The 18,838-nt window shown below is 34.9% G+C and carries 10 protein-coding genes; 1 reads left to right on the top strand and 9 read right to left on the bottom strand.

The annotated features are described in order from the left end of the window. The 5 genes from ACJMLD_RS03140 to ACJMLD_RS03120 form a co-directional block, all read right to left on the bottom strand. Positions 1-5,217, bottom strand: a 5,217-nt coding sequence (locus tag ACJMLD_RS03140) for an Ig-like domain repeat protein (protein ID WP_405267886.1), incomplete at its 3' end; no start/stop codon positions are given. Between the two features lie 19 nt (positions 5,218-5,236). Then, positions 5,237-5,566: a DUF2149 domain-containing protein gene (locus ACJMLD_RS03135; protein ID WP_405267884.1), complete on the bottom strand. Its 330-nt coding sequence runs from the start codon at positions 5,564-5,566 to the stop codon at positions 5,237-5,239. 11 nt (positions 5,567-5,577) lie between these two features. Next, the gene (locus ACJMLD_RS03130) at positions 5,578-6,222 is read right to left on the bottom strand and encodes a MotA/TolQ/ExbB proton channel family protein (protein WP_405267882.1); all 645 of its coding nucleotides are present in this window, start codon (positions 6,220-6,222) and stop codon (positions 5,578-5,580) included. 11 nt (positions 6,223-6,233) lie between these two features. After that, positions 6,234-6,941, bottom strand: coding sequence for a DUF2162 domain-containing protein (locus tag ACJMLD_RS03125; protein WP_405267880.1), 708 nt, complete (start codon positions 6,939-6,941; stop codon positions 6,234-6,236). Positions 6,942-6,949: 8 nt separating this feature from the next. Next, entirely contained in the window at positions 6,950-12,109 is a 5,160-nt protein-coding gene (locus ACJMLD_RS03120; RefSeq protein ID WP_405267878.1) for a cobaltochelatase subunit CobN, read from the bottom strand. A gap of 293 nt (positions 12,110-12,402) precedes the next feature. Between ACJMLD_RS03120 and ACJMLD_RS03115 the strand changes: the two genes are divergently transcribed. Next, positions 12,403-13,239, top strand: a complete 837-nt coding sequence (locus ACJMLD_RS03115; protein ID WP_405267876.1) for a phosphoserine phosphatase — start codon at positions 12,403-12,405, stop codon at positions 13,237-13,239. Here the strand turns inward: ACJMLD_RS03115 and ACJMLD_RS03110 are convergent, their stop codons facing one another. The 4 genes from ACJMLD_RS03110 to ACJMLD_RS03095 form a co-directional block, all read right to left on the bottom strand. Beyond that, positions 13,240-13,521, bottom strand: a complete 282-nt coding sequence (locus ACJMLD_RS03110; protein WP_405267875.1) for a zinc ribbon domain-containing protein — start codon at positions 13,519-13,521, stop codon at positions 13,240-13,242. Positions 13,522-13,574: 53 nt separating this feature from the next. Continuing rightward, entirely contained in the window at positions 13,575-14,813 is a 1,239-nt protein-coding gene (locus tag ACJMLD_RS03105) for a bifunctional 5,6,7,8-tetrahydromethanopterin hydro-lyase/3-hexulose-6-phosphate synthase (protein ID WP_405267888.1), read from the bottom strand. Positions 14,814-14,878: 65 nt separating this feature from the next. Further along, positions 14,879-16,705: a threonine--tRNA ligase gene (locus tag ACJMLD_RS03100; RefSeq protein ID WP_405267873.1), complete on the bottom strand. Its 1,827-nt coding sequence runs from the start codon at positions 16,703-16,705 to the stop codon at positions 14,879-14,881. 279 nt (positions 16,706-16,984) lie between these two features. Further along, positions 16,985-18,838 (bottom strand): hypothetical protein (locus ACJMLD_RS03095; protein WP_405267871.1); only part of this gene is annotated, 1,854 nt, incomplete at its 5' end.

Genomic DNA, 18,838 nt, shown 5'->3' with positions numbered 1-18,838 from the left:
TGTTACATTACCAGAAGCATCAGAAGGCAACTTAACAATGACCTTTGCAACATCACCAACACAAATATCCCCAGCAGAAACAGACATGGACGGAACAACCTTACTCACAGTAAATTCGCTTGCTGCACTATTAGCATTATATTTGTCATCACCGGAGTAAATAACAATAACTGATTTGGTTCCACTAGTTAAATCTGATATGCTTATGGTAGCTTTACCCTTGGAAATACTTGAAGAACCAGAATCAACACCGTCAATAAGAGCATTAATTGTACCTGTAGCGGCAGATGGTGAAATAGAAACAACAATTGATGCTTTTTCACCAACATTAATGTCATTTACGTTAATTTTTAATGTGACATTGAGTTTATTTACATCAAGCCCTGTTGTAACTGGATTTACTTCATATTTATCATCATCAGAGTATATTATATGAGCGGATTGAGTACCATTAGTTAAGCCATGTATTTTTACAGTAGCTTTACCATTTGAAACTTTACTTGAATTAGATTTCCCCGCAATTGTTACTGTAACAATACCTGAAGCATCAGAAGGCAAATTAGAAACTTGAACAATAGTAGTTTCAACATTACTACTATCCATAGAAACTGTCATATTTTTAATAATTTTATTAACTTTAAAAATTTCAGTACATGACTTTTGAATATACTTTTCATCTCCAGAATAGCTAACCGTAGCTTCTTTAGTGCCACTAGTCAAACCAGGAATGCTGAGAGTCACTTTACCTTTCTGAACCTTACCAGAAACAGACTTACCATCAACATTTGCTGTTACATTACCAGAAGCATCAGAAGGCAATTCAACAATAATCTTTGCAACATCACCAACACTAATATCTTCTACAGAAACAGACATGGACGGAACAACCTTACTCACAACAAAAACCCCAGTACCATTGCATGAAAGATACTTACCGTCACCGGAATATGTGATAGATGCTTTCTTAGAACCGCTAGTCAAACCAGAAACACTAACACTAGCCTTACCTTTCTGAACCTTACCGGAAACAGACTTTCCATCAACACTAACAGCCACATTACCAGAAGCATCAGAAGGCAATTCAACAATGACCTTTGCAACATCACCAACACTAATATTTCCTACAGAAACTGACATAGATGGAACAACCTTGTTCACAATAAAAGTTTTTGTTTTAGTGCTTGAAAGATACTTTCCATCACCGGAATATGTGATGAATGCTTTTTTAGAGCCGCTAGTCAGACCAGAAACACTAAGTGTCACTTTACCTTTCTGAACCTTACCAGAAACAGACTTACCATCAACACTTGCTGTTACATTACCAGAAGCATCAGAAGGCAACTTTACAATAATCTTTGCAATATCACCCACACTAATATCTTCTACAGAAACAGACATGGACGGAACAAAATTATTCCTTTCAACGACTAAAACCTGCTCATAAGCAACTGTAGTTGATGATTTAACGCCTGAAATGAACCATGCCTCATTATTTTGATTGATTAAATTAGTTACATTGTAATCATATGGACGGCAATCATTAGGAGTATAACCTGCAAACGGATTTGCAATTGTCATATTATTGAAACTTAAATTATTATTCAAACTACTTGATCCAGAAAATACATACCAATTAGCTTCATGCAATCTAGTTAAATCAACATCATTGAAATTCACGACAAATTTTAGCAGATCATCATATCCATTCTGATTATATAACGGATAAAATACATCGCAGATATCACTAAAGTAAACATCTTTAACCATATTGCTGTTGGTTAGATTATACAATACATACAAAGTAGAAGGATATAACGCACAATTGCCTGTTTTATTAATTATAAAACTATTATCTGCATTTGCCTTATAATAATCAGTTACATCAAATACTAATAGGCCATAGTCATATGCTCCCCATACGCCAAGATTGCCCCTATCAGTTTCATGAGAAACATATTCATTGAGGATATTATGATTATTGAATTTTAATGTCCAACCATCTGGGAAGAAAGATGTATCCCAATTGTAATTAAAGTATAATAGTACTTTAACAATTTCAGCATTCTTTGGAGTTTTAATATTCCAAGTCTCATTTCTAAATCTGCTGAATTGATCTTTATATACCTCTTCATCTTGTGTAGCTATAATAATATCCCCATTAATGGTATATTTTCTATTAATAACATTATCATGACCACCATATGAGTATGTCTTATTGAAGTAACCATTATATGCAAGTATTTTATCAACACTGACTGTGGATATTGTTTCTCCATCATATTTCAATTTTACATTAAATTTAATTAAATTATTCTGGGCATCAGGCCATACGGTTTTTTCTGTTATTTCGCGAATTGTATTATCCACGATTGAAATTGTTGAATTTCCTTTATTAATTGACCCTTTGAAACTGCCCAATACTTTACTGGATTCATTAGAAACCAACTCAATAACTACATTATCAATTTTGCGATTCTCATTATTTATTAATTTAATATCAAATGAATTAGCTACTCCCGAATAAATACCTAAAGACCAAGATGTGCTTACCTCATCAATGGTTAGTTTAGGTATTGCATTTTTAACAACAAAGGATAACACGTTTTTAATGCCTAGAACATCTACTGTAATCACTTCACTGCCGGGAACTGTTGGATTGTAAATTGAAGATAACTTATTGTTAATTGTTGTTTCATTAGGAACGGCGGTGCCCAAATTAGCATTAATATTAATAGGCAACTCAATTAAATTATTCTTAACATTGCCATTTTGATTACGATTTAGAGAGGTGGTAATTGTAACCTCATCTCCCACATGAACAGTTTTTTTATTAATAGAAGTCTCCAATATTAAATAGGAATTTACATTTCCATTTGTGCAATTTAGTGTAGGGCTTAAGTCCCTATTCAGATTATTATTCCCCCACCAATTATCTTCCAACAATGCTTTCGAAACATTTGCAATTTGAACTGATGACGGACCATCTAACAAAACAGAATTTTTAATTGTCAAATCACAATTCTTATATTGGTTAATTGATTTTCCATGACCATTGCTCAGAATTTTATTGCTGGTGAAAATTGAATTTAATATATCTAACACGTTATTTTCAGCATTGATTGCCCCACCGTTCAATGCGACATTATTATCAAAGTAGGAACCATTGATCTTTGCTGTTGAAGACTTCAAGTTAATGGCTCCACCATAACTATTGCTATTTCCAGCCGTGTTATTAATAAACTTACAATTTTCAATGTTTAAAACTGAATTTCTTGCCCATATAACGCCTCCGCGCTTAGCATTAGCATTTGAAGCATTGGCATTGGCAAATATTAAATTGGATAAATTTACTGTGAATCCATCAATATAAAATATTCTGCCTGCATTTTTTGCATCAATGATTGCATTATCCCCAATACCAATGATAGAAATATTTTTAGAAATAGTCAACCCATTGACGCCAGTATTATCAAGATAATTTATGCCTCCAGCCACATAAATAGAACTGTCCTCTGCCGCAATATCCAATGCATGTGAAATGGTTTTAACCGCTTTAGACCAGCTAGCACCGTTATTAGAATCCGAACCAGCAGTATAATTGACAAATAAAGTCCCTATTTTCGGCAGAACATTGATGCTTAATATGGAAGTTACGCCGTAAACATCAACGGTAATATTGTCATTGCCCACAGTTCCGGCAATGTAGTTTGTTTTTGCAATTCCATTAACCATCTTAGTACTTGAACTGTCAAAATTACCATTAGCTGCGGTGAATAAAACTGGAATGCTTTTTGGAAGGCTATTCACATCAACTGCCTGATTATTCTGATTTTTAGATAAATCAACTTTGACTGGAATTTTATTGCCGCTCACGACACTATCATTGGATGAAATAGACAATATCAGATAATTATTGGGATTCCAGGTATTCTGATTATAAACGAAATTTTCAAAAGCAGGTGTGTTGCTTGCCCAATAACAATTTTCTAAAGTAACTGTAATCTTATTACCATAAACTAATGAATGACCGTCAATAGCTGTGTTATTTATAAAAAAGCAGAACGAACCACTTATTTCCTTATTATTTAAGGTAGATAACGCACTACCTCCTTTTTCTGCATAATTATTTACAAATACATTGCCCGTGCCGAGAGCGATTCCATTTGCTCCATGAATTGCTCCCCCATAACCATACCTATCAAATGCCTTATTTCCTTCAAATAAGTTGTTATTACCGATAGCGCATGTAGAACCGGACCCTAAATAAACTGCTCCACCTCTATTATCTGCAGAATTATTGATGAATTTACAGTCATTGATATTGGATAGGGAACCTTTTTGTTGAATTGCAATGGCCCCTCCATTTGAAACACTACTATCATTTATAAAAGTAACATTATTCAGATTGGATACTGAACCGGTATTTGAATAAATTGCACCCCCTCGAGAGGTAGCGTGACAATTTGATATTATGGAATCGGATATTGTTAATTTGCCATAAGATGTTTCGCTGCTACTTTCAATAGATATGGCTCCACCATTACTTGAATCCCCCTCAGTCAAAGTTAAATTAGAGAGAAATACATCTGCATTTAAGCCAATATTAAAAATCCGTTTATTTTTATTTCCGGAAATCACAGAATTAACACTTTGACCAATTATTGAAACTTTTTTATTGATATTGATGCCCTCACTGCCAGTGGAGTCGCTTAAGTGAGTAACTCCATCAGCAATATAGATTACACCATCATCATCAATCAATGTCAAAGCTTTTTCTATTGTTTTAACAGCTTTACTCCAACTAGCTCCAGAATTGGCATCATTTCCACTATTGTAATTAACATAAACTTTAGAAGAGGCTCCGGCATTTAATGAGATTGAATTTGTAGCTTTCAATACATCTCCATTTTTTGCATTAGATTTATGAATAGGACTATTCACTTCGGAATTTGTGGTTTTATATTCTTTCAAATCCACTGATAAATCGCTTTGAGAAGAATCGCTATCTAAATCCTGATTTGAATCTTCCATGCCCAGTTCATCAGAATTGTAATTATCATTGGCAAAATCAGGACTTTCAATCAAATCCAAATCTTGTTCATCATCCATTATTTCCATTGTTGAATTATCAAAATCAGTCGCACAAACATCAGATAATGATAAGAACAACGTTAAAATCAAAATTGTAAAAAATAATAATTTGAAACTATTCTTCAAGATTTTGCCCCCTCTAAAATTAATTTTCAACCATGATTAATTTGCCCGATGAAGGGTCTTTGTAAACCTTACCCATTTCCATATAACCCTGACCTGAACTATTGGAAGTGTCAGGAGTATCATTTAAAACTTGGCCCTCTTCAACCTCGGTTACGCTAGGAGAAGAATCGTCAATTGCTTTTTGCTGCGGATTGTCCTGAAAAACAACACTTTGCATATTCCAACTTATTACAACAAAAATCAACAGTCCAACAGCTATAACCAACATTGCATCAACAAGATTTGTAGTTCCGGCCATAGGATCTTCTTCACCTTCAGAAAATCTGTTTTTACATTTTTTTCTAACCATGACCAAAACTCCTATTGTTTTAACTTATCGATTAATGCATCAGCCAAAGCATCCAAATTTGATAAATATTCCTCATACCATCTGCGCCTTACCTTAGATACGAAATATGCAACAGCCCCAGCACCAATACCTACAACAGTTGTATCAAATGCAACAATGATAGCGCTGGCCAGTGTGTTAACGTCCCCAGCCCCTAAAGCCGCAAGACCCGGACCCATAGGAATCAATGTACCCATTAATCCCAAAGTAGGGCCTATACGAGTGACAATGTCAGTTCTCTCAATTTTTTTTGCAAACTTATTCTCTTCAAACTCTATTAATTTTCTAGCCAATGTTTGTCTTGACTCGTTTGTTAGTGAACTTGAACGTAAAATTTTAATTAGAATAATTTTTTGAGACTCGTAAATCTTTGCGTTTTTAATCACATCCCTTATTTCCTCCAGTGAATTTGCATTTGAGATAGAATAGATTAACCTTTCAATCAATTCAGAAGAAATGTTCTTCCTAGAAGTGTATTCCGATACTAAACTTCCAAGAGTAAGCACAGCAAAAACTGCAAAAATTATTAAAAATATGATTACAGGAATCTGCAAACTCTGAGAAATCATGTTCAAACTAGATGTTAATATATCGCTACCAGGAATTGTTGTTACCATATAATCACCAATTAATCAAAATTACTATTTTTCTTAGATATAATACCGCCTATTAACATTATAAATAATATTAAAATTAAAACAATTGACACATTGTCCATTGAAGAGATTGTAATTGCACCCATTGGATTTTGAATCATTGCAGTAATATTCGGAAGGAACAATGCTGAAATTAAGAAGTACATTCCTAAAAAGAACATGAAATTGCCTAAAACAATAGGATAAGGTTTATCAATAAATCTGACAATGATATTTGATGCAAAATAAGTAGCTACAATAGTTAAAACCAAAGCTCCTGCAACATAAATGCTTAAATCAAACAACCCTAAACCAACAGTCGGTGCAACTAACATGATACTAACTATAATCGATCCAAAACAACATGGACATGGTGCTATGACTGCCATACAGGTAGCGGCAGTCGTATTTCTTTCAAAAACCTTATACTCCCTAATTGTAAAAATGCCTGCCAAAATCATGATTGCAGCCATGATTAAAAAGAATTCAAAGTTATAGGTGTAAATCAAATTAGTTATCTCTTCTGTGTAAAATGAAGAAATTTTAGTTAAAATTAAAACTCCTCCACCATAACCTATTGAGACCAATGCCAAATATTTTTTAGACATATTAGCCAAACCGGTTGCCAATCCCAATTTGATTCCGAATATTAAAACAGCTGACAGTATCCCCAACTGCCATAACAAATTAATTACTTCCATCTAAACACCTACATTTTTTCACTGAAGAGTTTATCTAAATCAGTGATTTTTTCATCATCATCTTTATTTCTGAAATATCCAACGGCAATTACTCCTATTAAACATAAAACACCGAGAACCGCAATTATTGATAAACCAACTTCACTTGCAGACTGTTGAGTAATAGGATTTATTTCAATTGATTTCTTTACATTTGCATTTTCAGCATCACTTACTTCATTTACACTGGAAACATCTTCTCCCTGAACATTAGGATCTCCCACAGCCTCATTTTGGCCATTAACTCCAATGTTTGAAATTGTCTGACCATTTGAATTTTGCATGTTGGAAGAGGATGAGTTTGAAACAACATTAGAAGAAGTACTATTAGAAACAGCTCCTGAATTTGTTCCAGTTCCTTGCCCAGGGTTTGGATTTGAAGCCTCTTCATTATTTTCTGGATTATCTGTTTGTTGATTAGAGTCTAAAAATACAGGATTGTGTGTTGCTTCATACAGTTTAGGAAGTAATTGGGCTAAAATATCAGGATTTACATACTGTACTGCCCATTGCATCATTGCAATGTTTCCACAGCTACAGTCACAGCATGCAACACCATTTTGAACAGTAGCTTGAGCCCAAGAGTTTGCAATATCCCTTATAGTAGCATCACTTGCATCCCAATATCCCTCATGGATTGTAGTTAGCATTGTACCACTCATAGAAATAAAAGAATATGCATTATTTCCAGTCATTAACCAATCTTTAACGCCTAAACCATACTTATCATTATAGTATGTATTGTAAACCCTATTCCATAAATCATCTGAAACTGCAGAAGGTCTTGTAACTTGCCAGCCGTATAAATTACTAACAAACTTATTAGACATGTATCTGGCACCGCTATATCCTTCACCCATCATTCCTTTAATCCAATCAGGATTATCATATCTGGAAGCGATTTCTCTATACATTACCTCTTCCAGTGATGCAATATATGCGCCATTCCTATTTGCATACATCAGCACATTCATTTTTGGAGTCTTACCGGATACGTGCTCAACGGCCATGGAAAGACCTCCCCAATAATCAAAGAAGTCATCATTATCTAAAACACCATACTGATTAGTATTACGACTTGTTACAATTGTATCTGAGTTGGATAAAGCCCTAAGGAAAACCAATGGGTTAGTATCTCCCCAATAATTTTTAGAATACATATTACCCATCCTTCCTAAATAAAACTCAGCCAATTGGTCAGTGTCGTTCCAGGTCCAGGACATTGAAACCAATTTTGAGATTCCTGCACCATAATCTCCATTTGGAGGTGCAAAAATACGGGTTATCGCACATTCTCCAGCATATGATGAATTATATCCTATACTTAAATAATATAGGCAATCCTCCACCCAATGTTTTGCAACATAATTATCATCCAAAGACTCGCGGGCAATACCATAATATCCAATGCCATCCATGACAAAATCAATAGCTTCTTTTATTTGTTTTCCATATGGACTATCCATTAAAGTATTGTTTGAAGTGATTGTCAAGTATGATCTTGCCAAGGCCACTCTAAATGCATTATCCATAAGAATTGATTGAGAAGAATATAAATCTCTAAATAAACCACTAGTGATAACAGTTACATCAATTCTTTTTTTATCCCAACCATCTGGGCGAGTTAAATCATCCAATAGAACATATTGTGGCATTGATTTGGTTTTCTTACCCATTTCTTCATCATGTTCATGATTATCACTGAACCCTGCACTTGGAGAATCTGTCCATACCGGTTTCATACCGAGCAAGTAAAGAACGCTAGCAACCAATGCTCCATCATCCCTTGCAGTTTCAACACACCATATTCCCATTATAACTTTCTCGGTAGTGTCATTCAATCCGGATAAAGTTAAAAGTGCAAGAGTCTTTCCATACTCCCAAGCATCTTCAGTAGGAAGCTCACGAGACTGATCCTGATACATATTCCTACCGGTTGGAAGAACAATTGGCTTAAGTATAATCTCTCCACCTTCACTAATCGGGATGTACCTGCCATTTAAACCATCAATCATCGCATTTAATTCTGTAGAAATACTTGCATCGATTAAATTAATATAGTTTTTACCTAATTTAAGGCAATAAAGGAAATCTGAGTTGTTAAATTTACTGTTTTGGCTAATTAATGTAGAATATACAGTATCAACATCCCAGTATATCAAAGCTTTACAGATATCATAGGATTTATTTAATATGACCTCTCTTTCAAGAGCAGTTAAACTGTCATAACTTTTAGAATATAAATAATCTGATAATTCTTCGAATAAATTGGTTTCACCTTTATAATTCTCTAAATCAAAATCATAGGACAACATTGCAGTGACTGTACTTGCCAAATCCTCTTCAGACCAATATTGGCCTATTGCATGAAGTCCTAAAGGATATAATGTAGATAATGTTTCTTTTAAGAAAGTATCAACCTTTTCAACGAGCATCTGAGAACTTAAATTCAGAACTTCTTCCTTAGTAAGGCCTATATTTGTAGAATAGTCCTGAGTTACAATCAATTCACGCAATTGGTCTGCAAATTCTTCCTTTAAATCCTTATTCTCAATGTTAGTGTAATAATTTACTAGATTAGCTGCAACCGTTAAATTGCCATATAAATGAGTATAAGACATTGGAGAAGTTAAATGAGAAATTAAAACTGCAAACCCTCTTCTTTTAGCTTGAATAGCTTCGCCCAGACCATCACTGATATAGAAGTATAATTGAGGGACATCTCCAACAACAATTGATCCGTAATCTGTTGCAGACAAAAGAACCTCCTTGCCCGGCAGCCATTCGTGAGTTGCATGTCTTCCAACAAATACCATCGCATTTGGATGATATGTCTGCATATAATAATAAGCCGCCAAATACTGATGTGTTGGAGCCACAGCGGTACAGTGATAAAGATTTTCAATGTCCGCTTCCCAACCCCTTTGAGGTTCTGGGGCAACAAAAACATTTCCAAATGTTAATCCCGGAATAACAAAGTAATCTGTTCCATTCCTATTTACTACCATCACATCTCCAGGTGACTCGCCCCATCCATTTAATCCTGAAACGTTTAATTGCTTAAATTCCTCATAATATTGCAGGAACAAATCATAATATTCCTCTGAAAAAGTGCTGGTGTATTTTTTCAATGCATTAACAATTTTTTTCAATACACCTGTGCTTTCATCCATATTTTCATCAGGGAGCAATGCTGCAACTTGATTATACCAATCGTCAATTGTATCGCTGATTGTTGCATTATACTTCAATTCAACAGCCCTTTTAGACAACTCACCGATATATGCGACAGGACCTTCACGAACTTGAATTTTTACAATTTCATCCAAATCATCAAACCATTCTGTATATTCGCTTACGGGAAGCAATACAACATCAGATTGATTTGCCAATTTTTCAAGCTCTCCTGGCGCCCAGGTAGCCACATTAATACCGCATTTTATCATCATGTCTTCAAGTTCAGAAACATTTGACGGCAAATCGCCGACATCATATCCTTCATCCTTTAAAGCATAAAGCATATTATAGATACTTGTGATGGTATCCAAATAACTTGATCCGATATTCTGCTTTCCGGGAGGATAATTATAATAAATAAGTGAAATGGCTTTTTCACTATTGAGTGCATATCTTAAATTCACCCATGAATCGATTCTATCAGCCAATAAGTCAATATTTCGGGTGTATGGAATGTATGTAACGATTCTTGCTCCAGTCAAATTTGAAATATAGCCATCAGCGCCTCCAATAAATGTTGCATCAATTATTCCCTGTGCTTCTGCAATGGAAATGTGCCACCATTTATCACTTCTTTCGGTTGTCAATCCTGTAGTTCCCAATTCCCACTGCTCATTTGAAACATAATCGGAATGGACTGCCCTGAATACAGGAACACCAACCTCTTCAAAAAAGTCGTTTGTGTAAGAAAAGTTTTCTCCGCCTACCCCATATGCAACAACTGACACGATTGCATCGACATAAATGTCATATTTGGAAGAATTTTCTAAAAATCCGGAAATATCTCCGCCAGCACTGGTAAAAGACTCGACCATTACTCTTAATTGGTCTGCAGTACCTCCGGCTGCAAATACGGGTATGACATTATATCCCCTAGCCTCCAAATCCTCAATTATCTGATATGTAGGGTGCAGCTGCTGGGATGAAATGTACATTGTACTTTCCAAAATTCCGACAGTACGGTTATAAGAAGGATTGAAGTAAGCTGCAATATACTCATCTAGACTAAACCATTTGTCCCTATAAATTCCATATTGGAGGGAGCCCGAAAAGCTTGGCTCATCATAGTCAACATCAAAACCAAAATAATTCAAGACATATAAAATTTGATTTTTTAAATTATCCTTATCATTAATGTCCTTGTTTAATACCATTTTATTAAATAATTCACCGAATCTAGCTCCATCACCCTCTAAAAAGTTCACAACATCATCATATGAAGATCCCCTTTTTGTATTCTGGAAATAAGAAATTAATTCCTCACTGCCAAATGATGAAAAAATTTTATTATAATTTACTGCAGAACTTTTTATTAAAGATATTGAAGAGGATTCTGAGTTTAAATTACCTGAAGGAGGTTCCAATATAAGAAACAGCTCCTTATTTGATAAATCAGGATACTTTTCCAATGTGCTTGTTAAAACTGCATCGACATCAGTACTAACCCATTCGCCTATAAATCCATCACAAGAACCTAATAACCTGACAAATTCAGATTCATCCATTTCCTTAACTTGAGCACCGCTCCTTACAACAATATTTACATTTTCCTTTAAATTTGGATGCTCATCAAATAGGTCAACACTAGCGGCATCCAATATATTGGTTCCCGGATTATCGCTAACAATGAATAAGGTCAAATTGGAATTTATTTTATTATCCGATGAACTTGAAGAGACGATTTCATCATTAGCAGAACTTAAAGGCTCATCTAAACTAATATCTTCAAAATTTGAATCGTCCATTTCATCGACTATTACATCTTGTTGGGTTAAATCATTGGATATATCAGCATCACTACAATTATCTTGAGCATAGACAATATTGAATGAAATAGAAATTAATATTATAAAAACTAACAAATAGCAATATTTCTCTTTTTTAGATATCATACAACAACCAACATTTTAAGGATTAATACGATATCTATTTATAAAAATTATTATTAATAAATATAATTAAAGTATTACTAATCAGATGAAAATCACGTGAAAAGTAATAATGAATGAATAGTCACAATGACAAAATGTGAAAAACAGATATGGTCGCTCTATTGTGATTTAATAAATGAAAAAGTAAAATTTAATTTTTTTTAAACAATGCACATAACATATATTTTAGCACCAAATTACATAATATTTATAATATTAAAACACAATATAATTAATTGATAAAAGGGATAGTTATGAAATTCGGTAAGGGTATTGTAAAAAAGTATTCGAGAGAATATAATCGGACGCTAAAAAACGGTTCACGGAAGAAATACACAACCGAACAGATACAGATTACAGTTCCCAAGAACGAAGACATATACGATAATGGAGAAAATGTTTTAATTATCCCAAATAGAGAAATACAAAATTTTAAAGACATGCAAGAAGAAAACGAGTCTTTAAAAATAGCTAATTATTTACATGTTGAGGAAGTGCAACAATTGAGGTCACAATTAGACGAAAGGGTAACAAATTCTGTTTCAGATTACGAAAGGGAAATTGCAAAACTAAAAGCTGAAATTGATTCTTTAAAAGAAATCGAAGACGAATACAACAATATGAAACAGAGCAATATTGACTCATTAAAAAAAGAGAATGAAACAATAAAGGATAAGCATTCCAAATTAATTCTGGAGAATGAAAACCTAAAAACAAAATTTGTCAATATTAAAACTGAAAATGAAAACCTAAAAACCAAATATGGCAGCATCAAAGAAGAGAATAAAAATCTCAAAACCAAATGCTCTAACTTAAAGGAAGAGCATGCTTCCATTAAGGATAGTTTCAATCAAGTTTCCACAAAATATGATCAGTTAAAACAAGAAAACCTCAACACAAAAACAAGCTATGCCGAAATATTTGCAATGAACGAAGATTTAGAAAAAGATTATGATGCTCTTCGTTTGGAATATAACGATTTAGTTGATAAATACAATGATTTAGGGGAAGAATTATATAATTTAAAAACAACTAAATCTCATGATGAATACATAGCTAATAAAGTTAAAGAATTTATTTTAAAAAGATAATTAAAGAGTTTTATAGTCGTCTTGAAACTCAGGATTCCATCTCTTAAGTCCTGGAATAAAAGTGGCTGTTATGGCAGTTGCATGAGTTTCAGGCAATCTATCATTTTTTGCCATCATTTCCTTTGTTTTTCTGACAATCATCTCTTCTAAAGTTATGTCAGGTTCTGTATATTCACCATTCTGATAACAATCACAACAGAACTCGGGATTCAAACTACCGTCCTTGTTAGTCCCGTAATCCTCTTTTACAATTGGTCTTCCACATGAATTGCAAAATCCCATGATAAAAACTCCTTTAAAAAAAAATAGTTGTAAATTAGAATGAATCTAATTTACTAGTCTTTCACTTCAATATTTTCGTCTTCGTCCATAGCAAGTCTCATGTTGTCTGGATCAGGTTCGAAATGTTCCAAGAAGTCTTGTGCAGCCCTTCTTACATCTCTTGAACCGATAATGTATCTACCGGCGATAATGACGTCTGCACCTTTTTCAATAGCTTCTTCAACATTGTTAGGTTTGATTCCACCAGCAACAGCAATTAAACCGTTTTCACCGAGAATTGCTTTAATGTCTTTAATGTTACCCCATTCAGTCATGTCACTAGTGTCTTCACCGTGTTCTGCTCTGTAGGTTTCCATATCAACATTTCTGTGTAACAAGACAATGTCAGGTTTCAAGTCATCAGGCAATTTAGCCAATTTTTTCTCAAACTCTGCAACATTCATCATATCAAGGATGGAGTAGATACCTTGTTTTTGAGTCTCATGGATAGCTTTAGCAATGGATTCAACAGTACCGAGACCGGAAATAGCTACAGCATCAGCAGTTTCATCAGCTGCCATCTTGACTTCTACACGACCAACGTCTAAAGTTTTCAAATCAGCAATAATGAATGCGTCAGGACGTAATGCTCTGATTTTTCCAATGATTCCAACACCGAATTTCTTAACGAGCGGAGTACCTGCTTCAAGCAAGATTCTATCATTGTCAGGCAAATCATTGATGATTCTTTCCATTGCAACTTCATTGTCCAAGTCAAGTGCAACTTGCAGGTATGGTGGTGACCAAAGCTTTTTGACCTTGAATCCCATAATTGGGTGGGTTCCACGGTCTTTTTCCGCGAGTACTTTTTCGATGGATGGGTATCCTTCCATTGCCCTTCTGATAGCCAATTTTGTTGCTCCATAATTGTACTGATAGATTTTTCTGTAATCTTTAGCAGAAGGATCAATAAATACGCTTACGTTGATAACAATGTCTTCCACGATTTCTTTTGGAATGTATCCGTCTTCCACTGCATCAGCCACTGCTCTTGCAACAGCGGTTTGTGCAGGTCCAAATATTTTACTTGCATCTTCTAAATCACCAACAGATACTTTAGGAATGATTAAAGTAGCTGGTTTGGTCATTAAGTTTGGTCTGATTACGCTTGTTAAAGGAGTGTGTCCAACAGATAAATTGGATAATCCATTAGCAAAAGCTTGACCAACAGGTCCGAATTTATCACCAATCAATAAATCAATGTGTGCTAATTCAGGGCCGTCTCCAATAAGAGCTTCTCCTATTTTATACATTGGGTCCATTAAATTTCCTCCGTTAATAATAACATTTTATAATATATCTTAATTTGTAAATATAATTATTGGAAGTTAATCCTTCTTGAAATATCCTTAGGCAAAGGCAATCTTCTGAAAGGTTTTCCTTCGCATTTCTCATTAATTTCAGCTATCAATTCATCAACAGTCATGTCAACCTTTTCACCGGTTTCACGAACGGTGACTTGGAATTTTCCAGATTCCATTTCCTTGTCTCCAACGACAAAAATGTATGGAACCCATTCCTTAGCCGCATTTCTGATTTTCTTACCTACGCTTTCATCTCTATCGTCAACATCTACACGAATGTTTGAAGCGTTGATTTTCTCATATAACTCTTCAGCAAATTCTTTTTGATTTTCACCAACAGTTAAAATTCTAGCTTGAATCGGGCTTAGCCAGGTTGGCAACATTGGAGCCTTTTCATTTATTTCCAAAGCTGTCTTTTCAAGCATTGCACATAATACCCTTTCAATACTTCCGGTCGGTGAAGTGTGTAGGATTGTCGGGTGGTGTTGCTCGCCGTCTTCACCCAAGTAGGTGATTCCAAATCTTTTACCGCTTTCAACATCGATTTGAACTGTTGGGTTTTCGATTGGACGGCCTAAAGCATCAATGTTTGCCAGGTCGATTTTGCATACCCAGTAATGGTGCCTTTCAGGCAAGATTTCCAAAAGAATAGGCTTTCCGAATTTACGGGCAATATCATACATCCACTCTTCGTTGTCTTCAAAGAAGTCTTGGGTTGCTCTGAAAATGACTTCAAAATCAAGCTCTAAATCTTTTCCTGTTTGCATGCACATATCGGTTTGGTTGGAGAATTCCTCTAAAGATGCCTGAACATCAGTGCAGAAGGAATGGCAATCAGGCATTGTGAATGCTCTTAATCTTTTAAGACCTACAACTTCTCCCTTTTTCTCGTAACGGAAACTGTAGGTAGACAGTTCATAGATTTTTGCAGGGAAGTTTTTCCAGGTCAGATATGAATCGGCCATCAATCTGAAAGCACCGAAACAGCATGCAAATCTAAGCATCAGATTCTTTTTGGTGTCTGTTCTGTATTGCCTTTCACCGAATTTGTAGGCATGCTGGTAGATTGCCTCATTGTCCAAATCATAGAAAATTGGAGTTTCAACAGGCATCGCTCCACGTTCAACAGTTAAATTGTAAACATAATCGGCAAGCAAATCCCTTATTAATCGTCCCTTAGGATACCATCTAAGGTTTCCGACATCAGATGCAGGTTCATAATCACAAATTTCTTTTTCCCTCATCAATTTTACATGTGGAGGTTCGCCTTCATCAGATGCGCCTTGTCCAAGCTCATAATCAACAAGCTGTTTGAATGCCCTGTTTTCGAAGTTGAAGTCTTCGATTTGAGTAATCTTATCCCCTTCAAGGATTTGCCAGGTTGAAGGCTTTCTTTCAGCTTTGGCTTCCTCAGCATCATCGGCAGTGATGGACCTTGAAAGTTCGCTCAATGGGTGACCTTTGCAGGAAATCTCAAATGCCTTATACCATCCGAAAGGTACCCTTTTAACATTAAAGTCTTCAGCAAGCAAAGCCTCTTCGGCATCTTTTAAGATTTGTACTGCCACTTTTGGAGAGCTTAATGATGAAGACAAGTGAGCATATGGGTACAATACTATATTTTCAGCTTTGACTTGATCATTAGTCTTTTTAACTTCACTTACTAAATTCTTAACGATACCTTCTGGATTATTTTCATCGTCTTTTTCAACAGCTGTAAATACCACTAAAGAGTCATCGAAGGAACCTTCTTTCTTGGCTTCCTCGATATCTTCGGCTACAGGTGTCTTATTCTTTACATTGTAATTTAAATAATCAGAATGAATCAGTAAAATTCTCATTTAACCACCATATATTATGATTTAAGATTTATTTTTAATATTATATAAAAATATAGATGATTGAAAAAACGGCAATTATGAAGCAATGGATGTGGATGTAAAAATTCAAAAGCATTTAGAAAATCATCAAAGTACTGAATTATATAAAAATCGAATAATATACTGGTCGTTGATAATATAACTAGTAAAATTATAAGTCATGTAAATAATTAAATGATGGTTCTGAAAAAAAGAAAAAAGAAAAAATGGAATATTGATTCCATTTTTCAAACTGTTTTTTTATGATATTACTACTGTACTAGTAGCACTAGCTGTTTCGTAGACACTATCGTCGATGAAAGCAACAAACTCATATTGGCCTTTTTTCAAGGTAATAGGAGAGGATACAATACCGTTACTATCAGTATAATACTTATAGGTTTTTACAGTATTGTTAACTTTAACACCGACTCCGGAAAGTGGGTTACCGTTAAGATCAGTTACTGTTACTGTGTAATTGGTACCGTCCCTATAGGTCATGCTGATGTCTTCAACTGATATTTTAGCATTGACTTTATTGACAACGACAGATGCTGTAGTGTTGCTAGCTTCGTAAAGTTTGTTACCATTGAAGCTAATTGTATAGTTGTATTCTCCCGGTTTAACATTTACAGGAGCATTTGCAACACCATTGCTGTCTGTGCGGTATTTGTAGACTTTGCTACCACTGTCAAAGTTGATGGTGACATTATTAATGCCGTTTCCATTCATATCAGTTAATCTAGCAGTGATATTACCATTATTATAGGTAACATTTACATCAGAAGCCTCTAAAGTAGTCGGAGCTTTAGTAACGTTGACTGTAATGGTTGCGTTTGCTGCATCGTAAATACTGTTTCCAGCGAAAGTGATTGTGTACTCGTATATGCCCGGATTCAATTTAATAGGAGCGCTTGCAACACCATTACTATCAGTATGGTACCTGTAATCATTCACACTATTGGTGAATCTTACAGTAACGTTTTTAACCGCTTCTCCAGCAGCATCGGTTAATGTTACGGTTACGCAAGATCCGTCATTGTAGACAACAGTCATGTCAGATGCATCTATTGTTACAGCAACTTTGCCGACAGTAACTGTGCTGGACATGTTGGAAGCCCCATAAATGTTATTGCCTGCATATGAAGCATTGAATCCATATTCACCAGGTTTTAAATTAATAGGAGCGGTTGCAACACCGTTACTATCAGTGCGGTATCTTAAGGTTTTTACACCATTGTAGAGGTTAATTGTAGCTCCTGAAACAGGGTTACCGTCAATGTCAACCAATTTCATGGTGTAATTAGTACCATCTTGATATCCTACTGTAGCATTTTCTATTGTTAATATAGTGTCAAGCTTATTGATAACAACTGTCTTAGTAGCGTTTGAGCCTTCGTAACGACCATCATCATTGAAGCTAATTGCAAAGTTATATTCTCCTGGTTTTAAGTTAATAGGAGCATTAATAGTACCTTGAGCATTAGTTCTGTATTTGTAAACTGTTAAAGTATTGTTTACATAAACGAGACCGTTAACGACAGGATTGCCATTTTCATCAGTCAAGTTGATTTGAAGAACCGGATTGTGTTTGTAGGTAAAGACAGCATCGCCAACAGTAATAACGGTTGAAGATTTGTTCATAGTGTATGTAGTGCTTGCGGTTCCGTTGTTGTATTTATCATCACCAGTGTAGATAACATCTACAACATGTTCTCCTGCAATTAAATCTTTAACTGAAACTTGAACTTTACCTTTGTTAATTTCACGGTATCCAACTTGTTTGCCGTCAACATTGATTAAAATGTATCCAGTAGCATCGGAATCGATTTCAACAGTGATCTTACTTGGATTGACATAATTACCAACTTCAACGCTAGGAGTGATAGTAGGATCAACTTTGCTTACAGTGAAGGAAACACTGCCCATTGCGTCATTGTAGTTGTTATCATCAGTTAATTTAACGATTACGGTATGACTACCAGCAGTTAAGCTGTCAAATGGAACAACATAGTTGATGCCATCATAGGAATCAGCAATAGCGCCTTCACCATCAATGGTAACGATTACAGTACCAGTAATATCCGCAGGTAAAGTGAATGTTACATTGATTTC

This window comes from Methanobrevibacter sp. (genome assembly GCF_045112895.1).
Classification (GTDB): domain Archaea; phylum Methanobacteriota; class Methanobacteria; order Methanobacteriales; family Methanobacteriaceae; genus Methanocatella.
This window is presented reverse-complemented; position numbering and strand designations above follow the sequence as displayed.